This window comes from Xanthomonas sp. LMG 12459, assembly GCF_009192905.1.
GTDB classification, from domain to species: Bacteria; Pseudomonadota; Gammaproteobacteria; order Xanthomonadales; family Xanthomonadaceae; genus Xanthomonas_A; species Xanthomonas_A sontii.
Map to the genome: position 1 here is coordinate 87,597 of NZ_NSGT01000004.1, position 17,160 is coordinate 104,756.

General features: G+C 69.4%; 17 protein-coding genes. 3 read left to right on the forward strand and 14 right to left on the reverse strand.

The window, feature by feature from the left end:
- Positions 1 to 268: 268 nt before the first annotated feature.
- The 4 genes from CEK65_RS01240 to CEK65_RS01255 form a co-directional block, all read right to left on the reverse strand.
- Positions 269 to 1,585 carry a histidine-type phosphatase gene (locus CEK65_RS01240; protein WP_152180507.1) on the reverse strand — a complete coding sequence of 439 codons (1,317 nt, stop codon included), beginning with the start codon at positions 1,583 to 1,585 and terminating at the stop codon, positions 269 to 271.
- 8 nt (positions 1,586 to 1,593) lie between these two features.
- The gene (locus CEK65_RS01245) at positions 1,594 to 4,095 is read right to left on the reverse strand and encodes a TonB-dependent receptor (protein ID WP_152180508.1); all 2,502 of its coding nucleotides are present in this window, start codon (positions 4,093 to 4,095) and stop codon (positions 1,594 to 1,596) included.
- A 114-nt stretch (positions 4,096 to 4,209) separates the two neighbouring features.
- Complete coding sequence (locus CEK65_RS01250) at positions 4,210 to 5,292, reverse strand: FecR domain-containing protein (protein ID WP_152180509.1); 1,083 nt, start codon at positions 5,290 to 5,292, stop codon at positions 4,210 to 4,212.
- Positions 5,285 to 5,800: a sigma-70 family RNA polymerase sigma factor gene (locus CEK65_RS01255; protein ID WP_026143698.1), complete on the reverse strand. Its 516-nt coding sequence runs from the start codon at positions 5,798 to 5,800 to the stop codon at positions 5,285 to 5,287. The genes CEK65_RS01250 and CEK65_RS01255 overlap by 8 nt, the downstream gene beginning before the upstream one ends.
- Positions 5,801 to 6,149: 349 nt before the next feature.
- Here CEK65_RS01255 and CEK65_RS01260 point away from each other — a divergent pair, with 349 nt between their 5' ends.
- Positions 6,150 to 7,220 (forward strand): pirin family protein, encoded by a 1,071-nt coding sequence (locus tag CEK65_RS01260; RefSeq protein WP_226980430.1) that lies wholly within the window; start codon positions 6,150 to 6,152, stop codon positions 7,218 to 7,220.
- 190 nt (positions 7,221 to 7,410) lie between these two features.
- Here the strand turns inward: CEK65_RS01260 and CEK65_RS01265 are convergent, their stop codons facing one another.
- The 7 genes from CEK65_RS01265 to CEK65_RS01295 form a co-directional block, all read right to left on the reverse strand.
- Positions 7,411 to 8,013 (reverse strand): hypothetical protein, encoded by a 603-nt coding sequence (locus CEK65_RS01265; RefSeq protein WP_152180511.1) that lies wholly within the window; start codon positions 8,011 to 8,013, stop codon positions 7,411 to 7,413.
- 234 nt (positions 8,014 to 8,247) lie between these two features.
- Positions 8,248 to 8,463, reverse strand: coding sequence for a hypothetical protein (locus CEK65_RS01270; RefSeq protein WP_026143700.1), 216 nt, complete (start codon positions 8,461 to 8,463; stop codon positions 8,248 to 8,250).
- Between the two features lie 3 nt (positions 8,464 to 8,466).
- Entirely contained in the window at positions 8,467 to 9,027 is a 561-nt protein-coding gene (locus CEK65_RS01275; RefSeq protein WP_193314662.1) for a TlpA disulfide reductase family protein, read from the reverse strand.
- Between the two features lie 391 nt (positions 9,028 to 9,418).
- The gene (locus tag CEK65_RS01280; RefSeq protein ID WP_226980431.1) at positions 9,419 to 9,703 is read right to left on the reverse strand and encodes a hypothetical protein; all 285 of its coding nucleotides are present in this window, start codon (positions 9,701 to 9,703) and stop codon (positions 9,419 to 9,421) included.
- A gap of 75 nt (positions 9,704 to 9,778) precedes the next feature.
- Positions 9,779 to 10,210, reverse strand: coding sequence for a hypothetical protein (locus CEK65_RS01285; RefSeq protein ID WP_152180514.1), 432 nt, complete (start codon positions 10,208 to 10,210; stop codon positions 9,779 to 9,781).
- Positions 10,211 to 10,219: 9 nt separating this feature from the next.
- On the reverse strand, positions 10,220 to 10,639 hold the full coding sequence (locus tag CEK65_RS01290) for a hypothetical protein (RefSeq protein ID WP_152180515.1): 420 nt from the start codon (positions 10,637 to 10,639) through the stop codon (positions 10,220 to 10,222).
- A 234-nt stretch (positions 10,640 to 10,873) separates the two neighbouring features.
- The gene (locus CEK65_RS01295; protein ID WP_152180516.1) at positions 10,874 to 11,626 is read right to left on the reverse strand and encodes an IclR family transcriptional regulator; all 753 of its coding nucleotides are present in this window, start codon (positions 11,624 to 11,626) and stop codon (positions 10,874 to 10,876) included.
- A 212-nt stretch (positions 11,627 to 11,838) separates the two neighbouring features.
- Between CEK65_RS01295 and fucP the strand changes: the two genes are divergently transcribed.
- On the forward strand, positions 11,839 to 13,146 hold the full coding sequence (fucP, locus tag CEK65_RS01300; RefSeq protein WP_017911550.1) for an L-fucose:H+ symporter permease: 1,308 nt from the start codon (positions 11,839 to 11,841) through the stop codon (positions 13,144 to 13,146).
- A gap of 3 nt (positions 13,147 to 13,149) precedes the next feature.
- Positions 13,150 to 13,524, forward strand: coding sequence for an L-rhamnose mutarotase (locus tag CEK65_RS01305; RefSeq protein ID WP_152180517.1), 375 nt, complete (start codon positions 13,150 to 13,152; stop codon positions 13,522 to 13,524).
- Positions 13,525 to 13,895: 371 nt separating this feature from the next.
- On the opposite strand, the gene CEK65_RS01310 is transcribed toward CEK65_RS01305, so the two are convergent.
- The 3 genes from CEK65_RS01310 to CEK65_RS01320 all read right to left on the reverse strand — a co-directional run bounded on the left by CEK65_RS01310 (position 13,896) and on the right by CEK65_RS01320 (position 17,149).
- Positions 13,896 to 15,215, reverse strand: coding sequence for an L-fuconate dehydratase (locus CEK65_RS01310; RefSeq protein ID WP_017916375.1), 1,320 nt, complete (start codon positions 15,213 to 15,215; stop codon positions 13,896 to 13,898).
- A 295-nt stretch (positions 15,216 to 15,510) separates the two neighbouring features.
- Positions 15,511 to 16,368 carry a fumarylacetoacetate hydrolase family protein gene (locus tag CEK65_RS01315; protein WP_017911553.1) on the reverse strand — a complete coding sequence of 286 codons (858 nt, stop codon included), beginning with the start codon at positions 16,366 to 16,368 and terminating at the stop codon, positions 15,511 to 15,513.
- Between the two features lie 34 nt (positions 16,369 to 16,402).
- Complete coding sequence (locus tag CEK65_RS01320; protein WP_017916376.1) at positions 16,403 to 17,149, reverse strand: SDR family oxidoreductase; 747 nt, start codon at positions 17,147 to 17,149, stop codon at positions 16,403 to 16,405.
- Positions 17,150 to 17,160 lie beyond the last annotated feature (11 nt).

Sequence of the window (17,160 nt, forward strand, 5' to 3'; positions counted from 1 at the left end):
AACCGCGATGATCGACCTTCCGCGCTGAGGGGTCCGTGACGGCGGGCGATGTTCGCGATGAAGTGCACGAAAGACCTGCCTGGTCCTCTCAGGCCGTCTGCAGTCGCGACGGAAGTCCCTCCCACAGTGCACCCGGCGGGCTCGCCGCACGCCCCTGTGGGAGCGACTTCAGTCGCGACGCGCGTGACGATGACCGCCAGTCACTTCCAACGCCAAAGGTGTCGAGGCGTAACGCTCCGCTCACGCAAGCGCTCAAGGTAGGCGGCGCCTACTCGCCCACTGACGCCGCCTGCGCCGGCCACTCGGTCATCGCCGGCACGGCAGCCTCGACCCGCTGCGGATCCAGCCGCGCCTGCAGCGCAGGCAGCGCGATCGCCAGCGGGCAGCGCAGGCGGCCGCCGCAGCCGGGCAACGGCCAGCGCCGCTCGCGCAGGCTGCGACCGTCGAAGCGATTGGCCCGTAGCGCCGGCAAGGTCGGCACCACGCTGCGCAGTTGCAGGAAGTCCTGGCCGTCCTGCCGCACCAGGTCCAGCAGCAGCGCACCGCCGGGCGGATACGCGTCCGGCTGGCCGCGCACGATGGGATCGATGCCGAACAGGCCGGCCAGATGCGCCAGGTTGGTGTCGTGGCCCAGCAGCACCAGCGCGCGCGTGTCCGCCGGCGCCAGCGGCGCCACCGCCGGCGCCTGCCCGGCCGCCGCCTGCAACGTCGCCAGCAGGTGCGCGAGCAGGTTGGAGCCGCCGGCACGCGCCGCCGGCAGCGCCCGCTTGCTGTAGGCGAAGGAGGCGTTGTGCAGGCCGATCAGCCGCTGCAGCGCTGCGGCATCGGCGCGCCCCCAGGCCACCTGCGGCAATGGCAGGCCCTGCGCGTATTCCAGCATCAGGTTCTCGGCCAGGCTGCCGGCGGTCTTCAAGACCTTGGCCGCCTGCACCGGATCCTGCAGCCGCTGCGGATCGTCCAGGCGCGGCGACTCCTGCGCAGCGCAGGCCGACCCCGCGCAGCCGGACAGCACCCGCTGCAGCGCGCGCAGCCGCGTGCGCGTAGCCGCGTCCAGGTGCAACGGCGGCGCGGGCGCATCGTCGTCCTTGTCCTCGTCCTTGCCGAAATGGAACAGCGGGTTGTTCCGCGTCGTCGGCAACGCCAGGTAGTGCGCCTGGCATCCCGGCAGCAGCCCCTCGGTGAAGGCCGCCGCGCTGTCGTGGTTGCGCGGCGTGCTGTCGGCGATCACCACCGCGCCGGACGCGGCGCAGTCCGGCGCCAGCGCCGACATGGACAGCCAGCGCTGCCGGTAGCGCGCACCCAGCGCCTGCATGCCGGCGGCGCCGTGCGCCGTGAGCTGGCCGGGTGCCACCGGCCATTGCGGCCAGGGTTGCGCGGCGTACTTGGCCAGGTCGTCTGGCGATTGCGTCGGTGCGCGCACGCCGTGGCGCATCACCACGATCGTCAGGCGCAGCTCCGCCGCGTTTGGTTCGGCGGCCGCTGACTGCTTGGGCGATGCCGCCGCCGGCCAGGCGGCGCTGGCGACGCAAAGCACCACGGCCAGGCGCCATCCGCTGCGCACGCGTGCGAATTGGGAAGCGGACATGGCGGGCCTCAGAACTTCAGCGACAGATCGAGGAACACGCCGCGCCCGGCCAAGCCGAAGTACAGCGGCTGGTTGTCGGAAGAGCGGGTGCCGGCGTAACCGATCAGCGCATGCCGGTTCAGCAGGTTGTTGACGTCCATGCTGATCGAGTAGCCCTTCAGGCCGTACGGCCCGTGCGTGCTGCGATAACCCAGCGCCGCATCCAGGCTGGCATAGCCGCCCAGGCGCTGGTCGTTGCCGAACACGGTGGCGCCGTTGGCCGCGGTGGTGTTGTCCACGCCGTACTGCGCGCCCACCACCTTCTCCATCAGCGAACCGAAATAGCCGGTGCCGCTGTTGTACAGCAGGCCCAGGGCGGCGGTCACCCGCGGCGTGCCGGCGACCTGGGTGCTGCTGTGCTTGTAGGTGGCGTCGTTGTAGCTGGCGTTGGCGTACAGGCTCAGGATCGGCGTCAGCGCGTAGGTGGCCTCGGCCTCGGCGCCGCGATACACCGCACCGCCGCCGTTGACGAAGGCGCTCTCGGTGCCGCTGTCGGTGTTGATCAGGGTCTGGCTGATGTAGTTGCTGAAGTCGATGTAGTAGACGTCGGCGCCGAAAGTCAGGCCGCGCGCGGCATAGCTGGTGCCGAGTTGGTAGTTGCTGGTCAGCTCCGGGCGCAGGCCACGGGCGCCGTTGAGTTCGATCACGTCGATCGGCGGCGCCAGGAAGCCGCGCGCGGCCTGCACATAGCCGCTCCAGTGCTCGTTGAAGCTCTGGTGCAGGCTCAGCGACGGCAGCGTGGCGTCGTAGCTGGCGTCGCTGTGTGCCGGCGCCGGCGGGGTGCTCTTGTTGAGTTCGGCATCGAGCTGGCGCTGCACCCGCGCGTAGCGCAGGCCCGGACTGAGGGTCAGGCTGTCGCTGAGCTTCCAGTCGTACTGCAGGTACGGCTGCAAGGTGTCGGTGCGGTCGTGCAGGTTGTAGTTGTACAGTGGGCCGTACTTGGTGCCGCTGGCCGCGCCGGTGGTCATGTCCACCGGCAACTGCTGGCGCTCGTCCAGGTTGCGCTCCACCCACACGCCGGTCTGCAACTGGCCCGGTCCCAGGTCGCGCGCCAGACGCAGCACGTCGCCGAAGGCGCGGAAGTCGTTGTCCGAGAGCTTGCCCGGCACGTCCTTGGCGGCCTTGGACAGCTTCTTGCCAGTCGCGCTGTAGAAGGTCACGCCGTTGTCGGCAGCGCTCTCGCTGGTGGGGATGCTGGTCTTGGAAGCGGTGTGGTCGAAGCTGTTGTAGTAGACCTTGTTGTCGAGATCCCAATCGCCAAGGCGCGTGCTCAGGCCCAGATAGGTGAAGCTGGAGTAGTAGGCCGCGGCGTTGTAGCCGGTGTAGTTCTGCAGGGTCGGATCGTTGCCCAGGCCATAGCGCCAGCCATGCTGCGCGATCTGCGCGCGGGTGGCGCCCTGCACGGTGTTCTGGTGCTCCTGGTTGTAGCTGCTGACAAAGGTCAGCGTGGTCGCCTCGCCCAGGTCGGTGACGGTCTTGAGGAAGGCGTGCTCGCGGCGGTCGTCGGTGCCCTTGAGGTAGGTATCGCTGGCTTCCTTGGACAGATCCGCGAACAGGCGCGTGTTGCCGATGTGCTCGTCGGCGCTGACGCCGCCGGCCCAGGTGTTCCAGCTGCCGCCGGTGCCGTACACGGTCACGCCATCCACCTGGCTGGGGTTGCGCGTGCGCAGCGCCAGGGTGCCGCCGAAGGTGGCGTTGCCGATGGTGGCGCCGCCGCCGGGGCCGCGGTCGATCTCGGCCTGGCCGAGCACGTGGTTGTTGAAGTAGGCCGAGGTGGTGTGGTGCAGATCGCTGGCATCGCCGAAGGGAATGCCGTCGAAGGTGATGTTGAACTGGCCGTCCTGGAAGCCGCGGATGCTGACGCCTTCGTTCTTGCCCAGGCCCGGACCTTCCGGCGAAGTAGTGACCACGCTGGGCGCGTACTTGATGATGTCGTCGTAGTTCGAGTTCAGGCGCAGGCCGTCGCGGATGAAGCGCTCGTCGATCACCGAGGTCGGCTGGCTCGCCTCCAGCGGCGCGGCGCTGGGCGCCAGCGTGTCGACGCTGTTGGCGGTGACGTTGATCGGCGCCAGTTCGCGCGGGCCGTCGTGTTCGCCGTCGGCCTCGACATGCGCCGGAGCGGCGCTGCGCGGCGCCCGTGGGGCGGCGACCGGCGCGGCGGCGACGCTGCTGCGCACGATGGCGACCGAGCCGGGCGTCAGCATGCGGTAGTCCAGGCCGGTGCCGGCGAGCAAGGCATGCAACTGCTGCGGCGGCGCCAGGCCGGCCGGGGCACCGCTGCTGCGCAGGCCTTCGGCCAGCGCCGGGTCGTACATCAGTTGCAGCCCGCTGCTGCGCGCGAACTGGTCCAGCGCCTGCGCCAGCGGCATGGGCGCGATGGCCGAGGCGGTGGCGGCGGGCGCCGACCAGGCCGGCAACGAGGACGTGCAGCCCAACAGCAGGGCGATGGAGACGACGAGAGGCTTGCGCATGACGATCACACCGGAGGGGAGGAAGGGCGGGCCCGCGCGTGCTGCGCGACGGCCATGCTTCCTAGGAGTGCCCCGGTGCGCCGTGCGGCTACCGTCGATTGCATGAATTTTTTCTTACAGCGGTGCCGGTGCGTGGCGGATGGTCACCGCGTGCGCATCGCGCTGCACCTGCACGTCCGGCAGGCTGCCGAGATAGGCGACGAAGGCCTCCGGATCGCGCAGATGGAACACGCCGCTGACCCGCCGCGCCGCCAGCGCCGGATCGGCGATGCGCAGCGGCTGCGTGGTGTAGGCGTTGAACAGGCGCGCCACTTCGCCCAGGCTGCGATCGTGCACGCCGACCTGCGCCGGCAGCCAGGCAGTGGCGTCGGCGATGTCGGCATGGTCGCGCCGCGCCAGCACGCGGCCCTGCGCATCCACCCGCGCCTGCTGGCCGCCGCCCAGGTCGGCCAGCGTCGTCCCCTCCGACGGCAGGTCGCCTCGGTGCCACCACGCCGGGGTATCGCGCGACACCTGCACCCGCCCCTGCAGCACGGTGACGCGGGCGCCGCCGGCCTGTGGGTCGACCCCGAACACGGTGCCGACGTCGCGCAGCACCAGCGCGCCGACGCTGACCCGCAGCGGCCGCGCCGGATCGTGGCCGAGATCGAACACCGCCTTGCCGCGCAGCAGGGCGATGTCGCGACGCTGCGTGCCGTAGCGCACCGCGATCGCGCCGCCGCGCTCCAGTTGCACCACGCTGCCGTCGTCCAGCGCGACGCTGCGCGGCGCGTCCGATGGCGCTGCGTACACCGTCGCCGGCACCTGCTCCGGCGCGCTCAGGCGCAGCGCCACACCCGCGGCGGCCAGCGCGAGCACGGCGGCGGCCGCCAACGGCCAGCGCCTGCGCCGTGGCAGGACACGACGCGGGTGGGGCACCGACGTCGGCGTGTCCACATCCGGACGCAACGGCACTACTACTGCCCCGCTGCGCAAGGCATGCGCGCGCAGCTGCGCACTGCTGGCCTGCTGCGCCTGCGCCGCGGACGGCAGGTCGGCGTGCATCCGCGCGATGTCGAAATAGGCGGCCACGTGCGCCGGCGAGTGCCGCAGCCAGGCCAGGAACTCGGCCTGCCGCGCCGGCGGCAGCGCGGTCTCGCGCTGCGCCAGGTACCAGTCCGCGGCCGCCTCGGCGACGCGCTGCGGATCCTCACGCATAGCGCGCCATGCCCTGCCGGCACACCGCCAGGCCCTTGATGATGTATTTCTTGACCATGTGGCTGGAGATCTGCAGTTGCTCGGCGATTTCCTGGTAGCCCAGTTCGTCGCGGTAGCGCAGCGTCATCGCCGCGCGACACTTCGGCGGCAGCCGTGCCATCAGCTCGGCCAGGCGCTGCCGGCGCTGCGCGCGGTGCACCTGTGCATCGGCCTCGCAGGGCACCGCCAGCCGCTCCAGCACATCGTCCAGGCAGGTGTCGCGCTGGCTGTTGCGCTGGTGCAGCAGCGCGTGCTCGCGCATCAGGTTGGCGGCGATGGTGAACAGGTAGGCTTCGGGATTGGCGATCTCCGGCGCATGCGCCTCGCTGCGCTGCAGCCGCAGCCACACTTCCTGCAGCAGGTCGTCGGCATCCCAGGCCGCGGCGCGACGCTTGCGGAAATAGCGGCTCAGCGACGGCCGCCATTGCAGGAACAGCCGCGACAACGCCGGCAGGGGTTCGGAACGCACCAGCCACTCGCAGTACCGGCGCCATCGGCGGCCGGCGGATTCGGAAAGGCTGCGATGCTGGTCGCCGTCGATGACAGTCCGATGACGCACGGGTCGTGCGGGCGCGGAGGAGCGGTTGCGCCCCAGCAGGCATTCAGTGCATGCCGCTGACTGCCGGGTTCGCTCGCTCGGCGCATGCAACGCGGCCGGTCACTGCGCCATGGCCATGGACGCGGCGGCGGCGCATCCCAGCGTTTCCCGTGCGGGACAGGATGTCTCTCGGAGCGGCCTTCCGTTCCGTCGGCATCGCCCCATATCGTGAAGGTTGCCGCGTCCAATCTTGGGCGGCGTTCGCATGAAGGATCTCTCCATGACCGACCCCATCGTCCAGATCAAGCCGCTTGGCTTCCCTTGGGACACGATCGACCCGTTCCTGTTCTGCGTCTACCACGACGATGCCTACCCCGCCGGCAACGGCGCGATGGGCCCGGCGGCGCCCCTGCACGGCCGCGCCATCGGCCAGGACTTCAGCCGCAAGGACGGCTGGAGCATGTATCACGGCGAAGAGATTCCCGGCTTTCCCTGCCATCCGCACCGCGGCTTCGAGACCGTGACCATCGTGCGCAAGGGCCTGATCGACCATGCCGACTCGCTCGGTGCGGCGGCGCGCTTCGGCGCCGGCGACGTGCAGTGGGTGACGGCCGGCGCGGGCATCGTCCATTCGGAGATGTTCCCGCTGCTGGACACGGCGGCACCCAACCCGCTGGAACTGTTCCAGATCTGGCTCAACCTGCCGGCGCGCAACAAGCTGGCTGCGCCGCACTTCACCATGTTCTGGTCGGAAGACCTGCCGCGCTTCACCGCCACCGACGATGCCGGCCGCACCACCGAGGTGGCCTGCGTGGCCGGCCGCATCGACCCGGTCGACGCCGCGCCCGGCAGCGCCGGCGGCCCGCTCGCGCCGCCACCGGATTCATGGGCCGCGCAGGACGATGCCGATGTGGCCATCTGGACGATCCGCATGGCACCCGGCGCACGCTGGACCCTGCCCGCCGCGCAAGGCCGCGGCACGCGCCGCAGCCTGTACTTCTTCAAGGGCGCAGCGGTGACGGTGGGCGGGCGCCCGGTGACCCGCCACGCGGCGATCGAGCTGCGCGCCGATCAGGCGGTCGAGTTGGTCAATGGCGACGGCGAGGCCAGCGAATTCCTGGTGCTGCAAGGCCGACCGATCGCCGAACCGGTGGCGCAACACGGTCCGTTCGTGATGAACACGCAGGCCGAGATCGCCCAGGCCATGGCCGACTATCGCCGCACCCAGTTCGGCGGCTGGCCATGGCGGGACGAGGCGCCGGTGCACGGCAGCGACCCGACCCGCTTCGCGCGACATCCCGATGGGCGCGAGGAACGGCCGGCGTCGCGCGCGGGCGCCGCCGACGGCTAGGGCGTGTCGCCGATGCGAGAGGACGCCGCGTTCCCAGCCTCGTACCCACCAATTCTGCGCGTCGCTCCGCGCCGCACCCCCAACCCCGCTCCGCGCCCCGGCCCGCGCTTGCGGCGCGGGCGCTCCAGGTGCGCGCGCCAGTGGCGCGCAGGCCGCGCCCTGTCGCCCCAACGGGAGAGGGACCAGGTGCTCAGTAGCGCGCCGAGGCCAGCGCCTGCGCGCGCTCCAGTTGCTCGGCGATGCGCTTGCGCGCCTGCTGCAGTTCCTGGCGGGTGGCGTCTTCCTTGGCCGCCGGCACCAGCTCGGCATCGATCACCGACAGCGCGTCGGAGTACTGCCGCACCACTGCCGCCGCGTAGGCGTTCATGTAGGCGGAGTCGTCCTTCTCATCGCCCAGCGCCTGCAGTTGCGCGCGGCCCTTGGCCACCTGCGCGGCGATCTTCTCCGCATCGCCGGGGCCGCCCTTGCCGGCCGTGGCCGGGTCGGCATCGTGGTGCACGGCGATGGTCTCGCGGGCGAAGTCGGCCACGGTCTTGCTGACGTTGCGCGACAGCGCCTGCTTGGACAGCGCCACCACGTTGCCCTCCAACACCTGCAGCATCGCCTTGGCCGAGGCGTCGCCGCCGATCGGTGCGCGTCCGCTTTCGCCACCCACCGGCGCGGCGGTGGGCTCAGGCGAGGTGGCCGGTGCGGTGCGCGAGGCCTGGTCGCCGGGCTTGCCGCAGCCGCTCAGCGCCGCGGCGGTGAGCGCGGCGAGCAGGGTCAGGCGGACGGGATGAAGAGGTGAGGTCATGGAACGCTCCTGGTTGGTCTGCGTTCCACCATGCCCAGCCAGCGCGCAAACCTGCGTGAATCGGCGGCGGCTGGCAAGGATGCAGGGCGCAATCGCGCGTACCGGGAGCGACTTGCAGGTTGGCGGAGTGATGACGGAGTCGCACCGCGGCAGATGCTCACTGCGATCCCTGATCGCCGCCATCGCGCCCCCCGATGCCGGAGCCGGCCTGGTGCGACCGGCTCCGGAAACGGCTCAGCCGCAGCAGTAGCAGACCAGCGGCTTTCCGGGCCCGCCCGGCCCCAACTCGCCGCCGAACGGTGCGCACTCCTGCTGGCAGGCCCAGGCGCTGCAGGCCGCCTCCTTCTCGATGCCGTCGCCGGCGGTCGCCTGCACCGCGCCGAAGCCCATGCTGGCCAGGAACACGGCCGCAAGCATCCCGTTGCGTAACGCTGTCCAACGCTGTTTCATGGCTTACTCCTCGATGGTTGCCAAGGCCGGCGGCGCATCCGTGCGACGCACTGCGGCCATCAGGTCCTGCATCCGCTCCGTGGTCTCGAAAACGCCGACGCGTGCGTAGCGCACGCGTCCTTCGTGGTCCAGCGCCAGCAGCGTCGGCACGTTGCGCGCGCGAAACAGCATCAGCGCGCGGCGGTCGGTCAACGTGGTCACCGGAAACGTAAAGCCGTGCTCGGCGGCGTAGCGCTGCGCCTGTGCGGGGCTGCACTGGCACACGCCCAGCACCTGCACGTCGGGCTGCTGCGCGGCCAGACGCTGGGCCGCCTGCACCATATGCGGCGCCGAGCGCTTGCAGTACGGGCAGGTGGTGGTGAAGAAGAACAGGACCTGCCGCTCGGCCGCCGGCTCGCCGAGCGTCAGCGGCGCACCCTCCAACGTGGTAGCGGCAATGCGCGGCACATACATGCCCAAATACGGCTCGGTGGTGCGGGTGACGAACCAGCGCCGTTCCTCGCGCAGACCGCGGTTCTGCCAGGCCAGCACCAGCACCAACGCGCATGCCGCCAGCACCGCCAACCAACTCCAGGGAAACCGCCGTGCCATGCCGTGTGTCCATGTCGCCGTGTTCCCTGCAGGCTGCGCAGCGGTGGCGCACAGGTCAACGCTTTGCGCGCACGCGCAGCGACTGCGTGATCAGGCTGGGGATCGAGTCACGTGCACCGTGGGCGCACATTCCAGCGGTGTGGCGCATATGTGGGCATGCAGCGCAGGCGCAGGCATTTGCTGACCTTGCCGCGTGCTCGGCGCGTGCAGCGCGAGAACAGCGGCACGGGGGATGCTTCGCGTGGTCGACGCACCGGTGGCGGCACGTCAGTGAGGCCTCCCGAGCGCTGTACGTCGCAGACGGGTCAGGCGGCCTACCCTGCGTTAAGCCACGCCACGAAGTGGCGCCGGCTTGGATCGATTGTTAGGCAGCAGCCCTTGATCTGCAGTAGGAACGGTTGCCAACCTTCTTGTGTTCAAGCACGCCTTGATCTTCGAGCACCCTGGCGAGGATGGCGAACAGCCAGCCCTTCGGGCCGTACTGCCGTCCTTGCTGCGGCGTGGCGACAAAGTTGAGCTCCAGGGCGTCTTTGACGTGAACCGTGGGAACCCATCGTTCGACGTAGTCCGCCTCACAGCTGCGCACAAAGGCGAGGAGCTCATCGGCAGTGGCTTGGATGTGCGCGTGAATTTTTTTCTTATGATCCACGATAGCCTCGTTCTCCGTGCTGCCTAACACCTGAGTTAATCTACATAGCGAGACGGCATCGTCTTGGACGAATTGTTAGGGTGCACCATTGGGATACCACGCTTCCAAGCCGGTGACCGCCCAGCCGTCTCGGCCGCCAGGACCGCAGCTAGCCACCGAATAGTTGTCGTAGTTCACGCTCATTTTACAGTTGAACGCTGGCTCGTTCGCGTAGCGGATCTGCAACAGATGGACTTCGTCTGGCCCGCATGCCACCGGCGTAGCCACACCGCGCACGCTCTTGCCGCCGACAACTCTGACCAACTGGTAGTGGCTTCCAACCCGCTGTACGCGCAGGGTGCCGGAGTAGAGCTTTCCGGTGCGACGCTGCTGGCCGATCACGTGGTAGTCCTCATCAACCTGAAATTTGGCAAGCTCCGGCTGAACCGGGGTGCAGAACCCGCGGACAGCCGGCGGCGGCATAGGTGGCGTACCAGTCGCCATCTGCATCAAGAGCCAAAGAATCATGTGTGTGCCCTAACGCCAGAATTGGCCAGCGCCGCGAAGCGGCTTCGACTTGGGAGTGCTGTTAGGCGGCACAGCCTCTGGACCAGGACCGCCGCCTGGAGGATAGCTGCGCTCCATGATTTCCCGGTAGCCCAGACCGTGCAACGCCTTTCGACAGGGTGCGAGATCTACCTGCCCGCCAAGCTGATGCTCCACGAAGGAATCGGCATGCGCCTGACGCCTGCCCAAGCACTGCCTTGATTCGAGATAGACGATCTCCGCGAGGCTGAGCCGCAGCCGCTGTTGCGGAGAAAGAGACGCGACGAGCTCGGCATGCGAGCGCTCGAAGCGATCCGGTGAACTCCCATCGATTCTGACCACCGGCGCAGCATTCGCCGAAAGCGCGGCGAGCGCGACCCAAGTCGAACACAATGCGCGTGCAATGTTCATATGCCGCCTAGCACCTGAGTTAACCGCACCACGACGCGGGTTCGGCTTGAATGAATGGCTAGCCTCGAACCGACACAAACACGGCTGCTATGCCAACGCATGGACCATGCCCCCCAGCACCGTCACCGGGCGCTGAGCATGCCACGGATCGCGATCGCGGGGACTTACGCGCTCCACTCGCTTCTTGCACACCGCCATCGCATCCCAGCCCCGGACTCGCCAGGATCACGGCACCTACGCCAACGCCGCACTGATCTGCGCCGCGGCATCGCACACCGCGCGCATCGCCGCCTGTGCGTCGATCGGTTGCGGGCGGCGTTCGATGAAGGGCACGGTCAGGGTGTAGCGGGCGATGCCGTGCTGCAGGATCGGCGCGGTGAGGTCGATCACCCCGACCACCGCCTCGCTGGGATGGATGCTGTAGCCCAGCGCGTGCACCTCCTGCGCCGCGGCCAGGAACGCGGCGCGATCGTAGGCCACCTCGCTGGCATCCAGACGCTGCAGCAACTGCGCCTGCGCATCGGCCGGCTGGAACGCGAACAGCACCAGGCCGGAGGTGGAATGCGCGAACGGGCGGCGGTGGCCGGGGCGCACCACCAGGCCGAGGTCGCTGGGCACGTCCATCTGCGCGATGACCACGATCTGGTCGTCCGACGGCGCCACCAGGTGGCAGGGCTGGCGAATCGCGTCGGCCAGCGCGCGCATCACCGGCAGCGCCACCTCGGTGACGTTCTGCACCCGCGGCTGCTGCATGCCAAGCATGAACAGGCGATTGGTCAGCGTGTAGCCGCCCTCGCCCGCGGTGCGGGTCAGGTAGCCGCGCTCTTCCAGCACCTGCAGCATGCGGAAGATCTCGCCGCGCGAGCGGCCGATGCCCTGCGAGATCTCGCCCATGCTCATCGGCCGCCCGTCGCGCGCCAGCAACTCCAGGATGTCCAGCCCCTTGTCCAGGGCGGGCGCGCGGTACTTGGGCAAGGGGGTGGTCATTCCGTCGAGGGCCCGGCAGCAGGTGAAGAGGACTAGGGTACAGGGAGGCCGCGCCCGCTCGCACCGGCTGGGACCCCGCAGCCCACGCGTCGATGCTGCATTGCAATCCACATATGAACTCAAATTTTATATTTGCATGGCACTCGCCGGCGCAGTACGCTCCGCCGACAATCCGAACGCGACGCGGCACACCTTGGGAGGGGTAGGCGGCAATGCACTACAGCAGCGAATCCGCCACACCGGCGTCCGCCAGTCTCACCCGGACCGCGCTTGCGCCGTTGGTCCTGATCGTCAGCCTGTTCTTCCTCTGGGGCATGGCGAACAACCTCAACGACATCCTGATCAAGCAGTTCAAGAAGGCCTTCGAGCTGAGCGACCTGCAGGCCGGGCTGGTGCAGAGCGCGTTCTACCTGGGCTACTTCGTGTTCGCGATCCCGGCGGCGATGTTCATGCGCCGCTACAGCTACAAGGCCGCGGTGGTGCTGGGCCTGCTGCTGTACGCGGTCGGAGCGTTCCTGTTCTACCCCGCCGCGCAGGTGCACACCTACTGGCTGTTCCTGCTGGCGCTGTTCGTCATCGCCAGCGGCCTGGCCTTCCTGGAAACCACCGCCAACCCGCTGGTCACCGTGCTCGGCCCGGCCGAGGGCGCGGCGCGGCGGCTGAACCTGGCGCAGGCGTTCAACCCGCTGGGGTCGATCACCGGCATCCTGGTCGGCCAGCACTTCATCCTCTCCGGCGTGGAGCACACGCCGCAGGAGCTGGCGGCGATGGCGCCGGCCGCGCGCGAGGCGTTCTTCGCCACCGAGTCGCTGGCGGTGCAGACGCCGTACCTGATCATCGGCGCGGTGGTGCTGCTGTGGGCGCTGCTGATCGGGCTGACCCGCTTCCCGGCCACTCGCGCCGGTGGCGATGGCGCGCGCGCCGGCGGCTTCGGCCAGTTGCGGCGCAATGGCCGTTTCGTGTTCGCGGTGATCGCGCAATTCTTCTACGTCGGCGCGCAGGTGGGCATCTGGAGCTACCTGATCCGGTACCTGCAGGACGGCGTGCCCGGCACCCCGGAGAAGACCGCCGCCGATTTCCTCACCCTGTCGCTGGTGCTGTTCATGGCCGGCCGCTTCATCGGCACCGCGCTGCTGCGCTTCCTGGCGCCGGCGCGGCTGCTGGGCGTGTTCGCCCTGCTCAACCTGCTGCTGTGCGCGGTGGCGGTGGCGCTGCCGGGCTGGATCGGCCTGTATGCGCTGGTCGCCAGCAGCCTGTTCATGTCGGTGATGTTCCCGACCATCTTCGCCCTGGGCCTGGACGGACTGGACGACGACGCGCGCAAGCTGGGGGCCTCGCTGATCGTCATGGCGATCATCGGCGGCGCCGCGTTGACCGCGGTGATGGGCGCGGTGTCCGACCACGCCGGTATCCACTGGGCGCTGGCGGTGCCTGCGATCGGCTTCGCGGTGATCCTCGGCTTCGCGCTGCATGCGGCGCGAAACCGCGTGGCGCCCCTTCCCTCTGCCCGCGGAGCCTGAACCATGCCGCGCCATTGCTACCTGCTGGACCTGCACGACGACCCGGCGCTGATCGCCGAATACGAACGCTGGCACCGTCCCGACACCGTGTGGCCGGAGATCGTCGCCTCGCTGCGCGCCGCCGGCATCCGCGCGCTGGACATCCACCGCTGCGGCGACCGCCTGGTGATGCTGATGGAGGTGGACGAGGACTATTCGCCCGCCGCCAAGGCCGCCGCCGATGCCGCCGATCCGCGCGTGCAGGCGTGGGAGGAGTTGATGTGGCGCTTCCAGAAACCCCTACCCGGTTCGGCGCCCGGCGAGAAATGGCGCGAAGCGCTGCAGATCTTTTCCTTGCAGGCGGCGCTGGCCGCGCAGGAGCGCAACGGCACGGGCTGAGGTATTGCGTGGGCGTATGCGTGTGTTGGAAAGCCGGTGCCGAGCGCGCGCGAGACCGGTTGGTTTACCGCTTCGCTCGTCGCGGCTGAAGCAGCTCCCACGGTTGCAGAGAGTGCGGCAGGTGCGGTTGCAGAGGTCGTGGCAGGCGCGGCGGATGCTGTGCGACGTTGTGGGAGGGACTTCAGTCCCGACTGCTGCCGAAGCTGGTGCGTGCACAGGTTCGTGCGTCGCGACTGAAGTCGCTCCCAAAGCGAGCGATCCAGCACCGCTGACGCCGCCGTCGCAGGAGCGGCTTCAGCCGCGACAGATGCACTGGCAACCACCGCAACCGGCGCGCTTCCTTCGGCGGAAGCGCACCAAGGTCGCTGGCGTCAGCCGCCCTGCGCGGCCAGATCCGCGCTCCAGAACGGACCGTCCGGATACAGGAACTGGGTGACCGAGGCGGCGTGCATCTCGGCCGAGAAGCCCGGCGTGGTCGGCGCCAGATAGCGGCCGTGGACGATCCGCACCGGATCGACGAAGTGCTGGTGCAGGTGGTCGACGAACTCGATCGCGCGGTCTTCCATCTTGCCGGTGATGGCGACGAAATCGGCCATCGCCAGATGCTGCACCAATTCGCACAGGCCCACGCCGCCGGCATGCGGAAACACGCGCACGCCGAACTTGGCCGCCAGCAGCAGGATCGCCAGGTTCTCGTTGACGCCGCCCACGCGCGCAGCGTCGATCTGGATCAGGTCCACCGCGCCGGCCTGCAGCAACTGCTTGAACACCACCCGGTTCTGGGTGTGCTCGCCGGTGGACACCGGCACAGGGGCGATGCCGCGGCGGATCGCGGCGTGGCCGAGCACGTCGTCGGGGCTGGTCGGCTCCTCGATCCAGGCGATGTCGAATTCGGCGAGCTGGCGCATCCAGGCGATCGCCGGGCCCACGTCCCAGCGCTGGTTGGCGTCCACCGCCATGGCGACGTCCGGGCCGATCGCGGCGCGCGCCAGGCGGCAGCGGCGGATGTCGTCCTCCACGTTGGCGCCGACCTTGAGCTTGATGGTGCGGAAGCCATCGGCCACCGCTTCCTTGGCCAGGCGCACCAGCTTCTCGTCGGAATAGCCGAGCCAGCCGGGCGAGGTGGTGTAGGCCGGATAGCCCTGTTCCAGCAGCGTCTGGATGCGTTCGGCGCGCAGCGGTTCGGCATCGCGCAACATGGCCAGCGCCTGGTCGGGGGTCAGCGCGTCGCTGAGGTAGCGGAAGTCGATCGCGGCCACCAGTTGCTCCGGCGACAGCTCGGCGATGAAGCGCCACAGCGGCTTGCCGGCGCGGCGCGCGGCCATGTCCCAGGCGGCGTTGACCACGGCGCCGATGGCCATGTGCATCACGCCCTTCTCCGGGCCCAGCCAGCGCAGCTGCGAGTCGTCGGTGAGGCTGCGCGCGAACCCGCCCAGGTCGCCGATCACCGTCTCCACGTCGCGGCCGACCACGTGATGCGCCAGCGCCGCCACCGCCGCGCTCTGCACGTCGTTGCCGCGGCCGATGGTGAAGGCCAGGCCGTAGCCGGCGAGGCCGTCGTCGGCGTCGGTGCGCAGGCGCAGATAGGCGGCCGAATAGTCCGGATCCGGATTCATCGCATCGGAACCGTCCAGTTCGCGCGAGGTGGGGAAACGGACGTCGAAGGTCTCGAGCGCGACGATTTTGCTCATGGGGATCCTGGTCGGTGAGGCGGAAAGAGAAACAGTCGAAAACAACGATGGAGCAGCCCCTCTCCCCCCGGCGACCGAAGGGAGTCCCCTTCTTGGGAGAGAGGGGTTGGGGTGAGGGTGCGGTGGTGCAGTGATGTCACCGACCCTGCAAAACAAGAACGAAGTCAGAGCACGTCGCGGTGTCGCTCACGCGCGAGCGAAAGCCGGAGCAGGATGCATGGCGAGGTGGCTTCGCCCCGGACCCTCACCCCAACCCCTCTCCCGAGGGGAGAGTGGCTTACATCTCGCGCGTTGCTTACTGCGCGTCGCGCGGATGCGCGACCACGGCCTGGCGTTGCTCGCCCAGGCCTTCGATGCCCAGCCGCATCACGTCGCCCGGCTTCAGGTACACCTGCGGCTTCTGCCCCAGGCCCACGCCCGGCGGCGTGCCGGTGCTGATCACGTCGCCCGGCAGCAACGTCATATAGCGGCTGATGTGGCTGACCAGCTCGGCCACGCCGAACACCATCGTGCGGGTGCTGCCGTTCTGGTAGCGGTGACCGTTGACCTCCAGCCACATCGACAGGTTCTGCGGGTCCGGCACCTCGTCGGCGGTGACCAGCCAAGGGCCGATCGGGCCGAAGCCGTCGCAGCTCTTGCCCTTCACCCACTGCCCGCCGTGCTCGAGCTGGAACGCGCGCTCGGACAGGTCGTTGATCACCGCATAGCCGGCGACATGCGACAGCGCCTCGTCCACCGACACGTCGCGCGCGGTATCGCCGATCACCACGCCCAGCTCCACTTCCCAGTCGGTCTTGAGCGAACCGCGCGGAATGGTCACGGTGTCGTTGGGGCCGCTGATCGCGCTGGTGGCCTTCATGAACAGCACCGGCATCTCCGGCACCGCCATGCCCGACTCGGCGGCATGGTCGGCGTAGTTCAGCCCGACGCAGATGAACTTGCCGACGCGGCCGACGGCGGCGCCGTAGCGCACCTCGCCGTCCACCTGCGGCAGCGTGGTCGGATCGAGCGCGCGCAGCCGGGCCAGGCCGGCGGCGGTGAGATGCTCGCCGGCGACGTCGTCGATCACCGCCGAAAGATCGCGCAAGTGGCCGTCGGCATCGAGCAGGGCCGGGCGTTCGTGGCCGGGTTCGCCGTAACGCAGCAGTTTCATGGGGAAATCCTCTGTCGAAAAGGGGAAGGCGCGGTCAGTTCGACCAGCCTCCGTCGATGATGTGGGTCTGGCCGGTGGTGAACGAGGAGTCGTCCGAGGCCAGGTACACCACCAGCTGCGCGATCTCGCGCGGGTCGCCCAGGCGGCCCATCGGCTGGCGGTCGGTGAAGCTCTTCCACACCGCCTGCTCGTCGCCGCCCAGTGCCTTGACCCGCTCGCCCAGCGACGGCGTCTTGATCGTGCCCGGGCAGATCGCGTTGCAGCGGATGCCCTTGGCCACGTAGTCGGCGGCGATGGCCTTGCTCAGGCCGATCACCGCCGCCTTGGTCACGCCGTAGGCGAAGCGGTTGGGCACGCCCTTGATGCTGGACGCCACCGAGGACATGTTGACGATGCTGCCGCGCCCCTGCGCGAGCATGCCCGGCAGCACCGCCTGGCACAGGTAGTACATCGCATCGACGTTGATCGCGAACGAGCGCTTCCAGGCCGGCGTGTCGCAATCGAGGATGCTGCCCTGGTGCACGTAGCCGGCGCAGTTGAACAGCACGTCGAAGGTCGGCTGCGCCGCCACCAGCGCCTGGATCGCGGCGGGATCGGTGACGTCCAGCGTCTGCGTGACGATACCGTCGGCCTCGGCGGCCAGCGTCTGCAACGCGGCGGCATCGATGTCGGTGGCCAGCACCTGCGCGCCTTCACGCGCGCAGGCCAGCGCGCTCTCGCGGCCGATGCCGGCGCCGGCGGCGGTGATCAGGCAGCGCTTGCCTTGCAGACGGCCGCTCATGCGCGGCTCCC

Bases quoted from the DNA above. Each gene is read 5' to 3' on its own strand.
- CEK65_RS01310 (WP_017916375.1), bottom strand. From the start codon at position 15,215: ATGAGCAAAATCGTCGCGCTCGAGACCTTCGACGTCCGTTTCCCCACC.
- CEK65_RS01295 (WP_152180516.1), bottom strand. From the start codon at position 11,626: ATGACCACCCCCTTGCCCAAGTACCGCGCGCCCGCCCTGGACAAGGGG.
- CEK65_RS01250 (WP_152180509.1), bottom strand. From the start codon at position 5,292: ATGCGTGAGGATCCGCAGCGCGTCGCCGAGGCGGCCGCGGACTGGTAC.
- CEK65_RS01265 (WP_152180511.1), bottom strand. From the start codon at position 8,013: ATGACCTCACCTCTTCATCCCGTCCGCCTGACCCTGCTCGCCGCGCTC.
- CEK65_RS01290 (WP_152180515.1), bottom strand. From the start codon at position 10,639: ATGAACATTGCACGCGCATTGTGTTCGACTTGGGTCGCGCTCGCCGCG.
- CEK65_RS01305 (WP_152180517.1), top strand. From the start codon at position 13,150: ATGCCGCGCCATTGCTACCTGCTGGACCTGCACGACGACCCGGCGCTG.
- CEK65_RS01260 (WP_226980430.1), top strand. From the start codon at position 6,150: ATGACCGACCCCATCGTCCAGATCAAGCCGCTTGGCTTCCCTTGGGAC.
- CEK65_RS01245 (WP_152180508.1), bottom strand. From the start codon at position 4,095: ATGCGCAAGCCTCTCGTCGTCTCCATCGCCCTGCTGTTGGGCTGCACG.
- CEK65_RS01285 (WP_152180514.1), bottom strand. From the start codon at position 10,210: ATGATTCTTTGGCTCTTGATGCAGATGGCGACTGGTACGCCACCTATG.
- fucP (WP_017911550.1), top strand. From the start codon at position 11,839: ATGCACTACAGCAGCGAATCCGCCACACCGGCGTCCGCCAGTCTCACC.
- CEK65_RS01320 (WP_017916376.1), bottom strand. From the start codon at position 17,149: ATGAGCGGCCGTCTGCAAGGCAAGCGCTGCCTGATCACCGCCGCCGGC.
- CEK65_RS01315 (WP_017911553.1), bottom strand. From the start codon at position 16,368: ATGAAACTGCTGCGTTACGGCGAACCCGGCCACGAACGCCCGGCCCTG.
- CEK65_RS01270 (WP_026143700.1), bottom strand. From the start codon at position 8,463: ATGAAACAGCGTTGGACAGCGTTACGCAACGGGATGCTTGCGGCCGTG.
- CEK65_RS01240 (WP_152180507.1), bottom strand. From the start codon at position 1,585: ATGTCCGCTTCCCAATTCGCACGCGTGCGCAGCGGATGGCGCCTGGCC.